The organism is Faecalicoccus pleomorphus DSM 20574 (assembly GCF_000420345.1).
Taxonomy (GTDB): domain Bacteria; phylum Bacillota_I; class Bacilli_A; order Erysipelotrichales; family Erysipelotrichaceae; genus Faecalicoccus; species Faecalicoccus pleomorphus.
The window spans coordinates 15,319-30,931 of the sequence record NZ_ATUT01000024.1; the positions used below are offsets into that span (position 1 = coordinate 15,319).

Annotated in this window: 16 protein-coding genes, 1 tRNA gene and 2 pseudogenes; 11 read left to right on the top strand and 8 right to left on the bottom strand. The window is 40.1% G+C overall.

Translation table 11 applies throughout. The annotated features are described in order from the left end of the window. The first annotated feature begins 2 nt into the window (after positions 1–2). The 9 genes and pseudogenes from G413_RS0109230 (at position 3) to G413_RS0109270 (ending at position 7,367) form a co-directional block, all read left to right on the top strand. On the top strand, positions 3–1,673 hold the full coding sequence (locus G413_RS0109230; RefSeq protein WP_022790598.1) for a type IV secretory system conjugative DNA transfer family protein: 1,671 nt from the start codon (positions 3–5) through the stop codon (positions 1,671–1,673). After that, entirely contained in the window at positions 1,674–3,200 is a 1,527-nt protein-coding gene (locus tag G413_RS11845) for an ArdC family protein (RefSeq protein WP_022790599.1), read from the top strand. It begins immediately after the preceding gene. A gap of 178 nt (positions 3,201–3,378) precedes the next feature. After that, positions 3,379–4,659 carry a plasmid recombination protein gene (locus G413_RS0109245; protein ID WP_162138409.1) on the top strand — a complete coding sequence of 427 codons (1,281 nt, stop codon included), beginning with the start codon at positions 3,379–3,381 and terminating at the stop codon, positions 4,657–4,659. Between the two features lie 196 nt (positions 4,660–4,855). Beyond that, positions 4,856–5,158, top strand: a pseudogene (locus tag G413_RS12520) (Rep family protein); the annotation flags it as partial. A gap of 50 nt (positions 5,159–5,208) precedes the next feature. After that, a pseudogene (locus G413_RS12600) lies at positions 5,209–5,268 on the top strand (hypothetical protein); the annotation flags it as partial. A gap of 135 nt (positions 5,269–5,403) precedes the next feature. Beyond that, positions 5,404–5,604: a hypothetical protein gene (locus G413_RS12605; RefSeq protein WP_172459570.1), complete on the top strand. Its 201-nt coding sequence runs from the start codon at positions 5,404–5,406 to the stop codon at positions 5,602–5,604. Beyond that, entirely contained in the window at positions 5,594–5,836 is a 243-nt protein-coding gene (locus tag G413_RS0109260; protein ID WP_022790602.1) for a hypothetical protein, read from the top strand. Before G413_RS12605 ends, G413_RS0109260 begins: the two co-directional genes overlap by 11 nt. 8 nt (positions 5,837–5,844) lie before the next feature. Further along, positions 5,845–6,111 (top strand): MerR family transcriptional regulator, encoded by a 267-nt coding sequence (locus G413_RS11440; protein WP_022790603.1) that lies wholly within the window; start codon positions 5,845–5,847, stop codon positions 6,109–6,111. A gap of 101 nt (positions 6,112–6,212) precedes the next feature. After that, positions 6,213–7,367 (top strand): tyrosine-type recombinase/integrase, encoded by a 1,155-nt coding sequence (locus G413_RS0109270; protein ID WP_022790604.1) that lies wholly within the window; start codon positions 6,213–6,215, stop codon positions 7,365–7,367. Positions 7,368–7,410: 43 nt separating this feature from the next. Here G413_RS0109270 and G413_RS0109275 read toward each other — a convergent pair. Continuing rightward, positions 7,411–7,486 (bottom strand) — tRNA-Asn (locus tag G413_RS0109275). A gap of 94 nt (positions 7,487–7,580) precedes the next feature. Beyond that, positions 7,581–8,831: a peptidoglycan bridge formation glycyltransferase FemA/FemB family protein gene (locus G413_RS0109280; RefSeq protein ID WP_022790605.1), complete on the bottom strand. Its 1,251-nt coding sequence runs from the start codon at positions 8,829–8,831 to the stop codon at positions 7,581–7,583. A gap of 164 nt (positions 8,832–8,995) precedes the next feature. On the opposite strand from G413_RS0109280, the gene G413_RS0109285 reads away from it, so the two are divergent. Then, positions 8,996–9,310: a hypothetical protein gene (locus G413_RS0109285; protein WP_022790606.1), complete on the top strand. Its 315-nt coding sequence runs from the start codon at positions 8,996–8,998 to the stop codon at positions 9,308–9,310. Positions 9,311–9,351: 41 nt separating this feature from the next. Here the strand turns inward: G413_RS0109285 and G413_RS0109290 are convergent, their stop codons facing one another. The 6 genes from G413_RS0109290 to ftsX (G413_RS0109315) form a co-directional block, all read right to left on the bottom strand. After that, positions 9,352–9,534: a hypothetical protein gene (locus tag G413_RS0109290; protein ID WP_022790607.1), complete on the bottom strand. Its 183-nt coding sequence runs from the start codon at positions 9,532–9,534 to the stop codon at positions 9,352–9,354. A gap of 89 nt (positions 9,535–9,623) precedes the next feature. Then, positions 9,624–11,066 (bottom strand): S41 family peptidase, encoded by a 1,443-nt coding sequence (locus G413_RS0109295; protein ID WP_022790608.1) that lies wholly within the window; start codon positions 11,064–11,066, stop codon positions 9,624–9,626. A gap of 15 nt (positions 11,067–11,081) precedes the next feature. After that, a complete protein-coding gene (gene ftsX / locus G413_RS0109300) occupies positions 11,082–11,984 on the bottom strand; it encodes a permease-like cell division protein FtsX (RefSeq protein ID WP_022790609.1) in 903 nt (300 codons plus the stop codon). After that, positions 11,981–12,664 carry a cell division ATP-binding protein FtsE gene (gene ftsE, locus G413_RS0109305; RefSeq protein ID WP_022790610.1) on the bottom strand — a complete coding sequence of 228 codons (684 nt, stop codon included), beginning with the start codon at positions 12,662–12,664 and terminating at the stop codon, positions 11,981–11,983. Before ftsE ends, ftsX (G413_RS0109300) begins: the two co-directional genes overlap by 4 nt. A 12-nt stretch (positions 12,665–12,676) precedes the next feature. Beyond that, on the bottom strand, positions 12,677–14,044 hold the full coding sequence (locus tag G413_RS0109310; protein ID WP_022790611.1) for a murein hydrolase activator EnvC family protein: 1,368 nt from the start codon (positions 14,042–14,044) through the stop codon (positions 12,677–12,679). After that, positions 14,041–14,940, bottom strand: a complete 900-nt coding sequence (gene ftsX, locus G413_RS0109315) for a permease-like cell division protein FtsX (RefSeq protein ID WP_022790612.1) — start codon at positions 14,938–14,940, stop codon at positions 14,041–14,043. Before ftsX (G413_RS0109315) ends, G413_RS0109310 begins: the two co-directional genes overlap by 4 nt. 445 nt (positions 14,941–15,385) lie before the next feature. Here ftsX (G413_RS0109315) and G413_RS12355 point away from each other — a divergent pair. Continuing rightward, the coding region (locus G413_RS12355; RefSeq protein ID WP_027969155.1) for a transposase-like zinc-binding domain-containing protein at positions 15,386–15,613 on the top strand (228 nt) is incomplete at its 3' end.

Sequence of the window (15,613 nt, forward strand, 5' to 3'; positions counted from 1 at the left end):
TTATGAAAAACAAAGACTATCTATGGATTCTCTGTCCTTGGAATTTGTTGTTTGGTGCATTTATCGGGTTTGCTCTAGTAATCACGAAAGAACTATTAACATTGGATACTGATTCCTTGTATATAGAACCTCTAAAACTTATAGATATCTGGGACGAAAAATATATGACTGTGATTTTCTTATCTCTTGGCTTTTGGGGAGGTTGTTTTGGAGTAAACTTAATACAATACCATTTTTTTGGAAAAAGAAGTTTTGCACCAGATAAATCAATCAATAAGGACAAACTGAGAGCAATGTATCCCGTCGTTCCTAAAAGGTATTTATCCAAAACCCCTAATGACTTTACCATTGGGAAATATAGAAACAGATATTTCAGGATCCCTATCGATACGAATGATATAAAACATGCTTTGATCATCGGTTCTCCTGGTAGTTTCAAATCATCCACTTTACTCGATGCGCTGATTTGGAACTTCAATTTTGAAAAAGAAAAGAAACCAATGACAGTCTTTGCACTAGATGTAAAGCCAGAATTATCTAGAAAATCGATCGATGAATCACGTGATGATGTGAGGATCATTGATCCGTCCACTCAAACTGGTTGTGGATTCGATGTTTGGTATGGGCTCGATCAAGATGATCCAGATGATCGATTGGTGGAAAGAGCTGATCTTATCGCAAGGACCTTGATCACCAATCCATCCGGCAACAGCGATAACGAGTTCTTCTATATCTCAGCACAGAATCTGATGGTCCCATTTCTTGTATATGGCTTTAGAAAAGGCCTCGGATTCGTAGAAACGATCTTACAGATCATCCGTATCCCGCTACAAGATCTGATCACGACCATCTTGATGGATGAGGATACGCAAACGAATCACCCCAAAGTGATCGGTATGCTGACCCCTTACGATGGAAAGGATTCCGATGCCATCCAAGATATAGAATTGACTCTTCGTCAAGATCTTAGGATCTTCGATACCGATACTGTGAAATATCAATTCGATGACAACCCACAAAAGGCATCGCCAACGGATCTCACTAACGGTATCTCGATATTCCTGGCATTGCCGGATCATTTGTTGAAACAATATAGCTCGATCTTTCGACTCATCACACAGATGGTCTTGAACTATTTGTCTTCGATCCCTGAACACGAACGCACCGAACACGATGTGCCACTCCTGTGGCTCTTGATCGACGAATTTGGTTCTCTAGGACGGCTCCAGATCCAAGAACCACTTGCCCGATTACGTTCAAGGAAAGTTTCCATTTGGCTCGCCTGCCAAGGACTCTCACAGCTCGACTTGACGTATGGACATGATGGTACGAGAACGATCCTGGACAACACAGAAACGACCCTGGTATTCAGTTGTAAAGATAAACCTACGGCTGAGATCATCAGTTCCTGGTGTGGACAATATCAGGAAACAAGGATCTCCAAGAACAAGAAACACACCGGTATGTTTGGTGATCAATCTCTCACACAATCATCAGAATACCGAAATGTTATGGACGTGACAGATATCATGGCCTTGCGTAAGAACAAAGAGCTACTCGTCTTCGATGAAGGAAATCGATATCTGATCAGGAAATGTCCGTATTGGCAGATCCCTCTATTAAAAGAAAAGTCAGACGCGATCAAAAAGATCAATGAAAAGGAGGGACGATAAATGGCTGACTTTAAACGAAAAACGTATGCAGAAAAAAAAGAGGAGCTGGACGCTCTCACCCGCCAGCTCACTGATGGAATACATGATTATATCGGTTCCCAACGATATACGGCGGTGCTCGACAGCATCAGCCGTTTTTATAAAAAGTATTCCTTATCAAATTGTATACTTATCGATTTGCAAACACAAGGCCAAGCACAAAAAGTTGCTTCCTTCACGACCTGGAAGTCTTTGAACAGGTCCGTCAACAAAGGCGAGCATGGTATCGCTATCTTCTGTCCCGTGAAATACAAGACAGAAAAAGAAGTCGAGAAACTCGATCCTGATGGGAACAAAGTGCTGGATATCGATGGTAGGCCGATCCTGGAAAAGAAGTTGGTGGATCGAACCACATTCAAGATCGGTTACGTATTCGATGTGAGCCAGACCTCACAGATCGAGGGGAAGAAAGAATATCCTCTAACCTTTGCAGATGATCTAAGATTCGATGTCGAAGACTTCGATTGTTACATGCAGGCCTTGAAAGAGGTCTCCCCTGTACCGATCGAGATACAGAAGTTTCGTTCAGCGGCCAAAGGTTACTTTTCCAACTCGGAACAAAAGATCGTCATCCAATCCGCTATGTCGGAAGCACAGACCTTGAAAACAGCGATCCATGAAGTGGCCCATTCCTATCTTCACAACAAGAACGATCCCGAGGATCATAAACTCACGTATTGTGTAGCGGAATGTGCAGAGTTTCCTTCGTATGGCGAATATCACGATAATCTGACCCTGGATAAAGCCATACAACTCTATGAACGTATCCCTTCAGAGCGTTTGAATGCCGGAAAATGTATCGGCTTCGAATTACACGATGACAGCATCTATTCCGAAGGCATGTTCCCTCTGGTGGTGGATGGAAAGATACAGATCGATACGATCAATACGATCAAACATTATCGAGAGTCATTCGAGGTCCAGAAAGCGATCATGGACATGCGTGAGTATTTTCCGGATGATGGCTATCCATTGAAGAGCACAAGAGAACTCCAGGCAGAAAGTATCGCCTATGTCGTTTGTCGACATTATGGGATCGATACATCGGATTATTCACTAGGTTACGTAACGTCTTGGTTAGAAGATGAGGATCAGCTGATGGAAAATCTAGATTCCATCAAAGCGTGTAGCTCTGAGATCATCGACAAGATGGACATTACATTGAAACAAGCCATCCAGGAAAAATACGACATCCATACACCGGAAGAGATGGCCATCGAGATCGACCGGTATATCCAAGATATGGATCTCTACGGATATCGTGATCAAGAGCTATATCCGGGAAGTATCTTGGAAGAAACGATGCATGACATCCAGGAGGGCAATACGGCACATATCGAAAAGTTTCTAAAAGAAACCATCTGTGATGATCGAGATGTGAAGATGACCGAAAAAGCGAAAGACCTTTTGAAATGCCTGAAGACGTTCCAAAAGGAAAACTCCCTGGAATCGTTGACACGATCCAGGCACCGAGGAATGAAACGATGACTCGGAAAGCTCGTTTGCTTCTTCACGAGAAGAAGTCCCCAACGGATAGTTGGCTGTCGGCAGACGAAGAGCCTCGCAGAGGTCCGAGAGTTAGCTGGCTAACTACGAGGACACATAGCTTACTCTATAAGCTTTTTGGTGGTGAGCATAAATGAGTATCAGCGTAGGGATCCCGTGCATGAAATGCAGTCTCCATCCTTCTCGAACCGTGAACAAAAATTCCGGTAAAAAAAGTAAGACGTGTGGTGTATCTTCAGCATGGCGAGAAATGAACGATGATCGACTAGGTCGAGATCCAACCATCGACAAAGAGATGACCCATCTCAATGTATGGATGGAAGGCTCATCGAATATGGATCTAGTTGGTCAAGTCGAAAAAGAGATCGACCGTATCAATGAGGAAAGAAGGTCCTATGGCAAAAGAGCACTTCGGTCAGATGCAGTTTCCGTGATCGCCATCGTCGAGAAACCGAACATGGACCATATGAAAAACTTGAGTTATGAACAGCGCGTCGATTTTTTGAACAAGAGCCATCAAGTCATGACAGAACTGCTCCATGAATGGAACCCAAACTGGAAGACCCTGGCGGCCGTACAACATCACGATGAGTTTGGCGGCCTATCCGCCCATAACCATAGATTGGTGATGGTATCCACCAAGGACAAGGATGGGATATCCAATATGTGCGCCTTTAAGGAATACAATCTCAAGTTCTTCAATCACATCAACAAGAATTATCCGGCCAGGATGAGAAGTCTAGGCTTCGATGTAGAAGATGTGCGCACCTTCGATCAATTGACCGAAGAAGAAAAACAAGAACGAAAACTGCACCCTCAAGAACACGGTGTAGATGCCGTACTCTATAAACAACGTAAGAAAGAAGAACTGGATCGTACGATCGATGATCTGGAATCCAAGAAGGTCGATCTGGACAAAGAACTGGAAGCGACCGTCAAAGAGATCACAGAGGCCCCATCGTTACAGACCTATCGCTCCGTGGTCGAAGAAAACGAAGGGCTAAAGTCTGAATTGGCTTTAAAAGATCGGATCATCGAGAAGTTGAGATCCGAGATCTCATCCCTGAAGGAAAATATCCAAAACTGGAAACAGAAGTTTGAGAGCATCTCCAAACAAGCAGGTGCCCGATTGATGAAGGTCTTTGGCTTCGAGACAAAAGATGAAAGCATAGATGCATTCCCACAACAAAATGTCGTGACCGGATTCAATAAGATACAGGGACTCATCATCGCTGAAGCTCCTTCCAAATATAGAGTGGTGCCAAACCAAAGCGATGATACCTTCAATATCGTCTGCAAACAAGATGGAGGATACAAAATCATTGAAAAAGGGTTCAAGACCAGGGCCGATGCACAAAATCGGATCAAAGAGATGATGGATCTGTATCGGACACTGTTACCAAGATTAAAAGACCATTTGAAAAGAAAGGTGGAACCATAAATGAAAACCATTCCCTTATGGCAGGGTCATTCCCCCTGAAAAAAATCAGCTAAGGGGGTTGGCGTACTACGACCCAACCCCCTATGCGTGAAATGTGACAATAAAAGGAAAGGATGATGCGTATGAAAAAAGTCACAAAGAAAAAGGTATGCGCTGCAACACATACCCATCAAAAACCTACTACGCAGATTATACCATGTCTTTGAACGATGAGAAAGTCCAATTGTATGGAGAATTTGCGAAGATTGACCCTTTTGAGTTCTGGGATCTGGATTCGATCGACAACAAGCTGTCCAAACATCTCAGCAAGCTCAAAAAAAGGCACTGGATGTACATCGTATACCCAGAATCTGCGCCCAAGGATTGGATGCAGCAGTTAGAAGCGACTGGTGTAAAGTTTGCGGTATCCCCATTGCACGATAAAGACAAGCTCGTCGATGGAAAATACAAAAAGAAGCACTGGCACCTAATACTTATTTTTGACGGGCCAACGACCTTCATGACCGCTGCATCGTATATAGGGATCACCAACGGTCCATATCCCAAGGTCTGCGAGTCTTTACGAGGTCTTTACGAGAATCATTCGAATATTTTACTCACAAGAACGATCCCGAAAAGGCACAGTATTCCCCAGATGATATCAAAGTCTTCAACGGTTTCGAGATCGATCTCTCAACAAAAGATGTACAGAAGATCAAGAAGGAACTGTGTAACCTGATCACCGAGCACAATATGACCGAATATATGGAATTCAATCTCTATGTCCAGTATTGTCTCGAAGAGGAATACTTCGATGTTGCCAGCAACAATACTTACTACTTCAACTCTTTGATCACGTCGATGCGTCACAATCCAAACAAGATCGTGGCACGTTATAACGCGATCAAAGAGGAAGTCTCAACTGTATCAAAAGATAACAAGGAGGAACAAGAACATGATAGTTGAAGCAAAAAATCTAGAGATCCGTGACGTTGAAAAACGCATGTCGAAAAAATCGAATGACGAATATCTGATCGTTAGAGTCGAAGATGAGACTGGTAAGGCATACGAGCTCTTGGATCGTGATGTCGAGAATATGTCTGCTTATAAACGAGGTATCGAGTGTGATCTTACGTTGGAACTTCGATTAGGCAAGTATACGAACGTGTCCATCTTAAAGATGACGATCCGCAAGTAGGTGATCATATGACGGGAGATGTTCATCATAGATATCCCATTCCTAGCGACATCCGGATGTACACTCGTGATGAGGTATCAGAAATGATCGGATGCCATAAAGATCATGTAGTGATGCTCAGTGAAGTTGGATGCTTAAAATCAATAAGAATAGGAAAAAGATATATGTACTCTTATGAAGCCATCAAACAATTTCAAAAAGACTATGAAGGTTTGGATTTATCAAATAAGGTAAAAGCTTTACAGGCGTACTCTCTTGTCAATAAGAGTAAATAAACCGCTTATCCATCATGTTCTATTTATTGAATGTGATGGATAAGCTATAATTATATTGCTCTTATAACGGTGGAGATAGTTTGTATTTTAAAGGAGAATGTATGACTATACGAAAAAGAGCAAGTAAAAAAACAAAAAATGGATATGTGTATGAGGTCAATTTCCAATATAAACATTTGGGAGTGACTCAACACTACTGGAAAGGTGGTTTTAAAACAAAACAAGAAGCTCAAGATCATGAGGATTTGAAAAAAGCTGAATTATGCATCTATGGTAAGCCACTAAGAGAATGTAAAAAAACTTTAAAACAAATATATGATGAATTTATGGAAGTTGCAGAAGCCGAATACCAACATAATACAATCTATAATACTAAAAAAGTATTACATCATTGGAATGGTAAAGATGCGGTAGTTGATTTAGGAAATATGAAGCTTTCAGATATCAACTATAATGTTCTGCAGAATTATTTCAATCTTCGTAAACTATGCGGTAAAGCAACAAACGAAGATATTAAATCTAGCTTAGCTCGTATTTTTAAATATGCGATAAGACAAGGTTATATCCAATCCAATCCTTTAGAGTATGTTCGTATACAAGGAATTGAAACAAAAAAGGATAAGCATGTATTGACATATCTTGAATATCTTTCAATTTTAGAAGCTCTAAAGAACAAAAATACTTTTGATTGGGATGCCATAGCTATGGCAGTACAGATTGGTTTTTACACTGGGATGCGTATTTCTGAAGTCATGGCTTTACATAAAGATGACTTTGATTTTGATGAAGATTTAATCTACGTACATCGAAAACTTATTTACAAAGGCTTATCACAAGATAAGATCAAGGCAGTAGATCAAATGAAGTCAGAAAAATCAAAAGCATATATTCCAATGCCCAAAGACTTGAAAGAAGCCATGATAGAATGGTTTAAATTCAATCCGTATGATCGAGTAATTTGTAATGAAGATGGTAATTACTTCAATCCTGATAGCGTAGGAAATCGTTTAAGAAATGTTACCAATCAATTAGGTATACCATTTCATTTTCACCTATTAAGGCACACCTATACAACTTATTTAGTGAATGCTCATGTTGATGTGAAAGTGGCACAAGAATTATTGAGGCATGCCAACTTCAATACCACAATGACAGTCTATGCACATGTAGAAGATGAAAAGAAAAAGAGTATTGTAAATACGGTTTTTGGCGAAAATTTGGCGAAAATGCATAAAAATAAAAACACTTTGTCGTAAACCCCTATACCTAAAGGACTTTTGACAAAGTGTTCATATGCAATGGCGCCTGAAACAAGACTCGAACTTGTGACCTGCCGGTTAACAGCCGGATGCTCTACCGACTGAGCTATTCAGGCAACTGCTTAATTATATTAGCATGACATTCCCCTATTTGCAATACTAAAATTTAAAAAATCACAAAAAAAAAAGAATAGAGTTGTGATTTTTACTCTATTCTTTATTTTGTTTGCGCATACCAATTTTATAAAGAAGATTGGAAACCGGAAGGGTAAAGTTACCGATATACTCAACAACACAGGCGTTGAAGCCTCGTTTAAAATCAAAGACACCGTAGCCATCTTCTCCTTTTTTAAAGAAACCGCTGATGCCTAACATATTGTAGTAACTGTATCCTTCATCAATGGCTTGCTGAATTATAGCCCATTGTATCGCATAAGCACCTCTAAAAGTTCTAAACTGGTAATCCATACCGCTATACAAATACACTACTTCACGACCAAATTTCACAAACATTGATCCGGCTAAAGGAACTTCTTTATCATACTTTTCCCTGAGTTCAGTAATTTCTTCAGATTTCTTTTGCAACGACTCATAATATTCCATTGCTACTTTTAAGCGATTTTGTTTTTTCTTGGAGTTTGGATTCTTTTCTAAAAACACATGTAATTCACTGATTTCTTTTTCTAATGGCGCTTTTTCTGTTTCCAGACTTTGTTCATACACATCTAAATCTAAATATGCATAGAGTGTTTGTATATGTCCTTTATAGCTTTCATGCATCGTCTTAAAAGTATCCATGGATACTGTCTCAAAATCATGGCGCTGTCCGGCTTCTTGTTCCATGTAATTTAAGATCGACAATTCCTCTTCCTTTAACGCTCTGACCTTTACTCCATATTTTTGCGCAGTACGTATGTCATTTCTGGTTCTTGTACTAAAGTCGGCAAAAACTTCTTCTTTAGTCTTTCCTCTTAAATCAATCAACGAGATCCAACGGCATTGTTTGGAAACATCATAGCCTTGTTTTAAAGGATAATGATCAAAACCGGCTTGTTTGATGTTCTCGATGATATGTTCATTGTTAAAACCATCTGGAACAAGATCACCATTTTTATCATGCTGCTGCAAAGGAATCTTAGGATCCATCTCTAAATAGATCACTTTTCTCTTTTTCAACATTTTTTTGATTTCTGCCGTTACTTTCTTCAAAGCCTGCTTATCTTCATAATCAATAAAGAATCCTCTTGGGATATAGGCATAATAGAAAAAACGCAAAAGGTGTACATAACCAACCATGAATACCGCAATGATCTGTTCGTTTTCGACAGCTTTGTAATATTCAACGCTCCATCCATCGTATATCATTTTATTTGCGGCATAGACAGATTGTAGAAAATCCGGATTACAGTTTTGTTCTGTGTATATTTGATATTCTTCTTTTGTTAAAGAAATTAACTTCATTTTAACCTCCATTTTTAGGCACAGACTTTAGTATAAATGATTTTTGTCTCAGAGTCTATTTAGAACATTAAATCAACAAACTAAGATCCATAAGAATATGCATTAAGGTTGACATCACTAAACTTGTCGTTTTACCATAGCATACGTGAAATGAGGTAAAATATATGCAATATAAAAAATTTGAAGAACTTCCTGAATATTTATCAAAAAATGGTATAGATTCTCCATTAAAATCAGATATGAGCGAAAAAGAGATTGCACAAGCTATTGAGAAAATGGATCTATCTGATGAAATGATCGATTTGACAGGAATGAAGCTGGATGATAAAAACGTAGGACACAATGTGATTTACCAGAATTTATCCTTTAATAAAGATTTTAACGTTCGTATCGTTTACGAAGCCAGCTATGAAGAATATGACCATGATTATGATACATGGCAATATATCTATACAACACCGCTTGGATGGTTAGAATAAGTTGTAAGAAGCCGATAGAGTATTTTAAATACATCGGCTTTTTATTTGATTTTTAATGGACCTCCGATGGCAGACCAGCCAAGAACACATATCCATGGAAAAATACACAACAAAAAATACAGTCCGTTTCCATGTGCTTCCAAGCCAATGCGCATACCGATATAAAGTGCCAATGAACTCATGCCAACCAACAATAAACGAATCTTCAATCGTAATCGTAACATCTATATCCCTCGTTTCTTACTTAGATTATCCTCTAAAAAGAAACATCATTTATGTCACAATAAAAAAGACAGTCATCTAAACAACTGCCTTACTTCGTAATTTCCTGAATAGCGCGATCCCGCTGTACATCTGAAACTAATGTTTCTTCGTTATATTTTAATAATGCCTTCTGCTTTAGTGCCTGCCAGGTATCCGGATCACAATCACCGGTTGGAGAAAGTCCGTTATCGGATTGAAACTGTTTTAATGCTTCACTGGACAGCGGGCTGAAATATTCATCGGTGCGATCAACGGAATATCCCAGATACTTTAAAAACTGCTGTAAAGCACTCGCATTGGCATGCACTGTATCTTTTGTGATGGTTTCCTCTTCTAAAGATGTCGTATAACTGATCTTTGATACATCCTCCGGTTGTACTTCTATATCCGGTGTAAAACCTTTTTCATGAATGGAATCGCCGTTAGGTGTCAGCCACTTGGCAATCGTATATTTGATACTGGTTCCATCACTGAAAGGAACGGTCGTCTGCTCGGTTCCTTTTCCATAGGAAGTCGTTCCGATTGTTACAACCTTATCCGTTAAATTATCCCACAAAGCACCGATCAAAGCTTCACTGGCACTGGCTGTCGTATCATTTTGAAGAATGACGATCTGATCCATTGGCACATAGCCATAGTCATCATTCGTGCTCTGGCTTGTTGTCGCGCCATCTTTTTGTTCCTCTTGAAAGATCACACTACCACCGGGCAATAAGGAACTGGCAATATCTACTGCAGCACTCAAATAGCCGCCTGTGTTACCTCTTAAATCTAAAACAACCTTCTTGATTCCGGCTTTCTGTAATCTTGCCATAGCCTTGGAGAAGTCTTCTCCGCTATGCTCGGAAAAGCTTGTCAAGATGATCTCGCCATAGCCTTGGTCTTCATGAAGCATACAAACAACAGTCTGATCATATTCCGTGGGTGTGATCTTTACCGTATTGGATTGACCATCACGCAAATAGACAATCTCGATACTTTTTCCTTCCTTGCTCTGGATACGCTTGAGAATTTTTTGAGAATCACTTTCTGCGCAGGAAAGTCCATCTACATCCGTGATGATATCTCCTTTTTTCAAACCAGCCTGCTCTGCCGGAGAATTCAAAAATACGTCTCGAATCACAAATTGATCCTGATCGTTTAAAAAATAAGAAATACCTAATCCTACATTCGATCCTTCTAACGTATCGGAAAATGCTTTGGCGCTCTCTAAATCAAAGTATTGTGTATGCGGATCTTCTTCTAAGTCTGTCATACCTTCAATGGCTTTTTCCATTAGCTTTTGATCAAGATCTTCTACATCCTTTGAAAAATACCACTCGTTTGTCAACAAGGAATAAATCGCATCAAACTTTTCTTTTTCCGATGTATTTTCTTGTTTCGAACTTCGATCAAAGATCAAAGGAACCGAAACACCCAAGCCAAAGAATAATAAACAAAGAACCACAATGACAATCGTCAGGGTGTATTCTTTTCTGGCTGCCTTTTTCATATCGTTCCCCCTTGTTTAACGTTTGGCTTTCAAGCTTTTACCGACTGCCAGCAAACTGGCAAGAATACCAATGACAAGCCCGCAGCCAAGCATCGCAAGTCCCAAAAGCCATCGTACCTGCGTTACGCTTACCAATGAGAAAACACTGGCAAACAATACGCCATCCATTTGTTCATATACGACCGGATACCCAAAGAAGATCAATAGAAACGGAATCAAAGCTCCAATCAGACCAATCAAGATTCCCTGGACTTCAAAGGGAATGCGAATAAAGGCATTGGTAGCACCGACTGTACGCATGATCTTGATTTCATCCTGTCGTGAATAAATTGTTGTACGTATCGTATTGTATATCAGATAAAGTGACAGAATCAACAATAAAACCGCCACACCATATCCAATTTTTCGAACCATATCCAATAAATCAACCAAACGCGTCACGCTGGAACCACCATAGGCAACTGAACTGACACCATCTATTTTCTCAATACTGGCAGCTGTCTTTTCAATCGCAGAGCTGTCTTTTACCTCCACAAAAAAGGCATGGGATAAAGGATTTTCTTCCCCTCTATATAAGCTAAAGGCTTCTCCTTTTTCCTGGATCATCAGTTCCAGCTCCTCATCTTTACTGGAAAATCGGACGGAGGCCACATTGGATAGCTTTTGAATCTCTTTTTCAACGGCATCGATTTGATCGTCGTCACTGACTTCAGAATCTAAAACCACATGTACGCTCATATCCTGTTCCACATTGGTGGCGAAGTGATCTACATGCAAACCGATCAATAAAAAACAACCGATCAATAATGTAGAAACTGCCATAGCGCTGATGGCAGACAAAGTTAAAAGAAGATGTTTTCGAATGCCGCGAAACGCATATTTCAGTTCATACCAAAACAGATTCAACAAGCGTTTCATAAGCTGATATATCCACCCTTCTTAGAATCCTTCACAACATAACCTTGATCCAGTGTCACTGTTCTTTTCTTAAACTTTTCAACCAATACGATATCATGAGTAACCATCAAAACCGTCGTTCCCAATTGATTGATCTTTTCCAGCAGGGCAATGATCTCCAGTGATTTTTCCGGGTCCAGATTCCCTGTTGGTTCATCGGCAATCAACAGTTTTGGGTTATTCGCAATGGCTCTGCCGATCGTAACACGCTGCTGCTGCCCTCCGGAAAGCTCATTGGGATAGGCTCTGGCCTTGTTTTTAAGATCGACCAACTCCAAAACCTCATCGACACGAGATCGAATTTCTTTTTTAGAAATACCCAATACCTCTAAAGCAAAGGCAATATTCTCCTGTACTGTCAAAGTAGGAAGAAGACGATAATCCTGAAATACACAGCCAATATTGCGACGATAATAAGGAACCTTTCTGTGCTTTAAAGATCCTACATCGACTCCATCGACCAATACAAGACCAGAATCCGGCACTTCTTCACCATTCAAGATCTTAATGATCGTACTTTTTCCCGATCCGGTAGGACCGATGATATAGATAAATTCGCCATCTTCAATTGCCAAAGACACTCGATTTAACGCATGAACTCCATTGGGATATGATTTTGTGACATTTTTTAATTCAATCATAAACACGACTCCTTATCCAAAGAATTTCTCCGGTCTTTCCCTGCACGGCGTACTATATCCATTTTCACAGGCAGTCGCCGTCGAATTCCAACCGGTACCCCATGCGAAATCAGCGGATGAAGAGAAGCGAGATACCGCCTCTTCCAAACTCATATTTCCTAAATTATAGACTTCAATATGACAATGAGGGCCACTGGAGTTTCCTGAATTTCCCGTCAATGCGATAGCCTGGCCCTGACTGACGCTTTGTCCGGCACTAACCGCAAAGCCTTCGCGTGACAAATGTGCAAAGCTTACCGCATATGTTGTTCCATTAACCATACAGACCATCTCAATAGTATTTCCTCCACCATATGGATAACCTGTCCAGTTTCCCAGATAGCCTCCGTTGCTGGGAGCAGGATTGTTGGCATATAAAATAACTCCATCGGCCGGTGCTACGACCTGTGTTCCAATCGGTACCGCATAATCCATACCTAAATGCAATCCGCCTCCCGGATATGCCCATGTACCGGCCGACATACGACCACCGGTGATCGGCGAAACAAAGCCGGCTACATTGACCAACGTTCCCGAATAGCTTACGGAAATCATATTAGAGCGAATGGATTCAATATCGTTGAACGCCGCCCGCTTGGCCGCCTGCAATTGTGCCATTTGCTGCTCATACTGCTCAACAAGCTGATTATACGATTCTTCAAGCTCTTTAGCCTGCTGCTGTTGCGATTTTAACTGATCCTGCTGCGATTTGGTCTCTTCTTCTAAACGCACCTGTTCTGATTTTTGCAGATCCAGCTGTTCCTTTAATTCATTCAGCTGTTCAATCTGATGTTGATCATCTTCCGTAATTCTTTCAATACCGGAAAGACGACGAAGCATGTCATTTAAGTCCTGCGAACCCATCACCAGATCAATCAACATATTCGTACCCGTGCTGGACTGCTCATTTTGCATTCTGGATTTGATCTGTTCATCCCAGGCATCAATTTCTTCCTGCTTCTCCTGAATCTTTTGTTCCAAAGCCTTGATCTCTTCTTCGATCTTTTGAATGGCGCTTTCCTTTTCCTGGATCTGTCCTTCCAGCTGCTCCTGCAGTTCCTTTTGTGTTTTGGCCAACTGCTCCATCTTATCTGTATCTTCTTCTAAAGAAGCGATATCTTTACTATATTGTTTGATATCTTCCTGCAGCTGATCATAGCGCTGCTGCTGATAATCCTGAAAAGCCTGGCATGCTTTCACACCATCTGCAGATGATTGTGGCTGCGAACAACGTGCGACCCACGCATCGGTATTTGAATAATCCTCCGCATGAACCGGCATCGCAAAAGCCAATGCACAAGCGCCCGCAGATAAAAGACTGATTAAATTTCTTTTTTTCATCGTGTCCACCTCAAATACTTTCGACTTGCCAAATAACTACCGATCATCCCTACAAATACACCGATGGCCAGTAGTATGGCACTGATAATTAAAGTAAACGGAAATGGTTTGATCAAAACAAACATATCCGACATAAACATTCCACCAAAGGACTGATATAACGCAGTATATCCAAATACACATAATAAACAAGGCCCTAAAGCACCAATAAAACCACTTAACATTCCCTGCAGCATGAAAGGAAATGTAATGTACCAGTTAGCCGCACCCACCTGTCGCATGATGCGAATTTCATCTTTTCGCACCTGAATGGTCATCTTGATCGTATTGCGAATCAGGAAAATAGACAAAAAGATCAATGCTACAATAAAGATCAATCCCCCATAACGAAGACTTGCGAATAAATGCACCATCGTATTAACGGCACCAGTTCCGTAAGTAGCTTCCACAACACCATCCATTTTACTGATTTTGTCGGTGATGGAGTCGATTTGTGTATTATCGCTTAATTCGATGATAAATACATCATAGAGCGGATTTTTATCGCCTGCATATTGTTCAAAGGTATCGCCATAATCTTCAATCAGCTGATCCAGCTCTTCATCCTTATTGCTGAACCGAACGGTATCTACCCCTTTTGTATCCTTCAGTTCAGCTTCCAAGGATTGAATGTCCTCTTCGCTCATTGTCGGATTGATGGAAACCTGAATGACCAACTGTTCTTCTATATTTTTTGTAAAACCCGAAACATTCCATGCCAGTACGATCATCAGCATGGAGATCAACAACGCAATCCCAATCACCAAGATCGAAGAAAAAGTCAGCGCAAAATGACGCCGCATATCTTTATTAGCCTGACGGAACAATCGTGGTAAACATTTAAAGAATAAAAGCATCTATCCCACATCCAATCTTTGACATTATATCATACTTGAAAAAAAACCAAAAAAAGTCCATAATTTTACAAAATACGCTTTTGCCTCACATACTTTCACATGATAATCTATTATTTATTTGAAAACTTTCCCTTATAGTATAAGTGTGTTCAGGGAACACGTTAAAAAATCCTTCATATCTCTCTCCTAAAAAAACAATAAATATGAAACAAGGATAACATCTTAGTCAGAGATGTTATTTTTGTTTGGAAGCTTAGATTTTATCTTTGTTCATCATAGCATACTTAACACAGTTGTTCTATAGACTATAAAATGAAATTACATCCTTAATACACGTTTAAAAAATTTTATAAATTTTTTCGCTAAATTCAACTAAAAAGTTGATGACCTAACATGAATAGCGTCAGATTCAGGGATATTCTTTGACATGTAAAGGAGATTCCCTATGATTAATGAAACATTCTTGAACCATCTAAAACCAGTAGAACTCGAATTCATTCAAGCCTTCATTTATAAACTGACAAGCGACAAAATAACTCTGGATACAACAAATTCAGAAAATATTGAATCTACTGTATCCCGTTGTCCGCACTGTGGATCTTTTCATTTTGTGAAAAATGGATTTAACAAAAAGCACAGGCAAAAGTATCTTTGCAGAGATTGCGGGAAAATA

Excerpts from the sequence above, each read along its gene's own strand:
- G413_RS0109230 (WP_022790598.1), top strand. The coding sequence starts at position 3 with ATGAAAAACAAAGACTATCTATGGATTCTCTGTCCTTGGAATTTGTTG.
- G413_RS11845 (WP_022790599.1), top strand. The coding sequence starts at position 1,674 with ATGGCTGACTTTAAACGAAAAACGTATGCAGAAAAAAAAGAGGAGCTG.
- G413_RS0109245 (WP_162138409.1), top strand. The coding sequence starts at position 3,379 with ATGAAATGCAGTCTCCATCCTTCTCGAACCGTGAACAAAAATTCCGGT.
- G413_RS12605 (WP_172459570.1), top strand. The coding sequence starts at position 5,404 with ATGGAATTCAATCTCTATGTCCAGTATTGTCTCGAAGAGGAATACTTC.
- G413_RS0109260 (WP_022790602.1), top strand. The coding sequence starts at position 5,594 with ATGATAGTTGAAGCAAAAAATCTAGAGATCCGTGACGTTGAAAAACGC.
- G413_RS11440 (WP_022790603.1), top strand. The coding sequence starts at position 5,845 with ATGACGGGAGATGTTCATCATAGATATCCCATTCCTAGCGACATCCGG.
- G413_RS0109270 (WP_022790604.1), top strand. The coding sequence starts at position 6,213 with ATGACTATACGAAAAAGAGCAAGTAAAAAAACAAAAAATGGATATGTG.
- G413_RS0109280 (WP_022790605.1), bottom strand. The coding sequence starts at position 8,831 with ATGAAGTTAATTTCTTTAACAAAAGAAGAATATCAAATATACACAGAA.
- G413_RS0109285 (WP_022790606.1), top strand. The coding sequence starts at position 8,996 with ATGCAATATAAAAAATTTGAAGAACTTCCTGAATATTTATCAAAAAAT.
- G413_RS0109290 (WP_022790607.1), bottom strand. The coding sequence starts at position 9,534 with ATGTTACGATTACGATTGAAGATTCGTTTATTGTTGGTTGGCATGAGT.
- G413_RS0109295 (WP_022790608.1), bottom strand. The coding sequence starts at position 11,066 with ATGAAAAAGGCAGCCAGAAAAGAATACACCCTGACGATTGTCATTGTG.
- ftsX (WP_022790609.1), bottom strand. The coding sequence starts at position 11,984 with ATGAAACGCTTGTTGAATCTGTTTTGGTATGAACTGAAATATGCGTTT.
- ftsE (WP_022790610.1), bottom strand. The coding sequence starts at position 12,664 with ATGATTGAATTAAAAAATGTCACAAAATCATATCCCAATGGAGTTCAT.
- G413_RS0109310 (WP_022790611.1), bottom strand. The coding sequence starts at position 14,044 with ATGAAAAAAAGAAATTTAATCAGTCTTTTATCTGCGGGCGCTTGTGCA.
- ftsX (WP_022790612.1), bottom strand. The coding sequence starts at position 14,940 with ATGCTTTTATTCTTTAAATGTTTACCACGATTGTTCCGTCAGGCTAAT.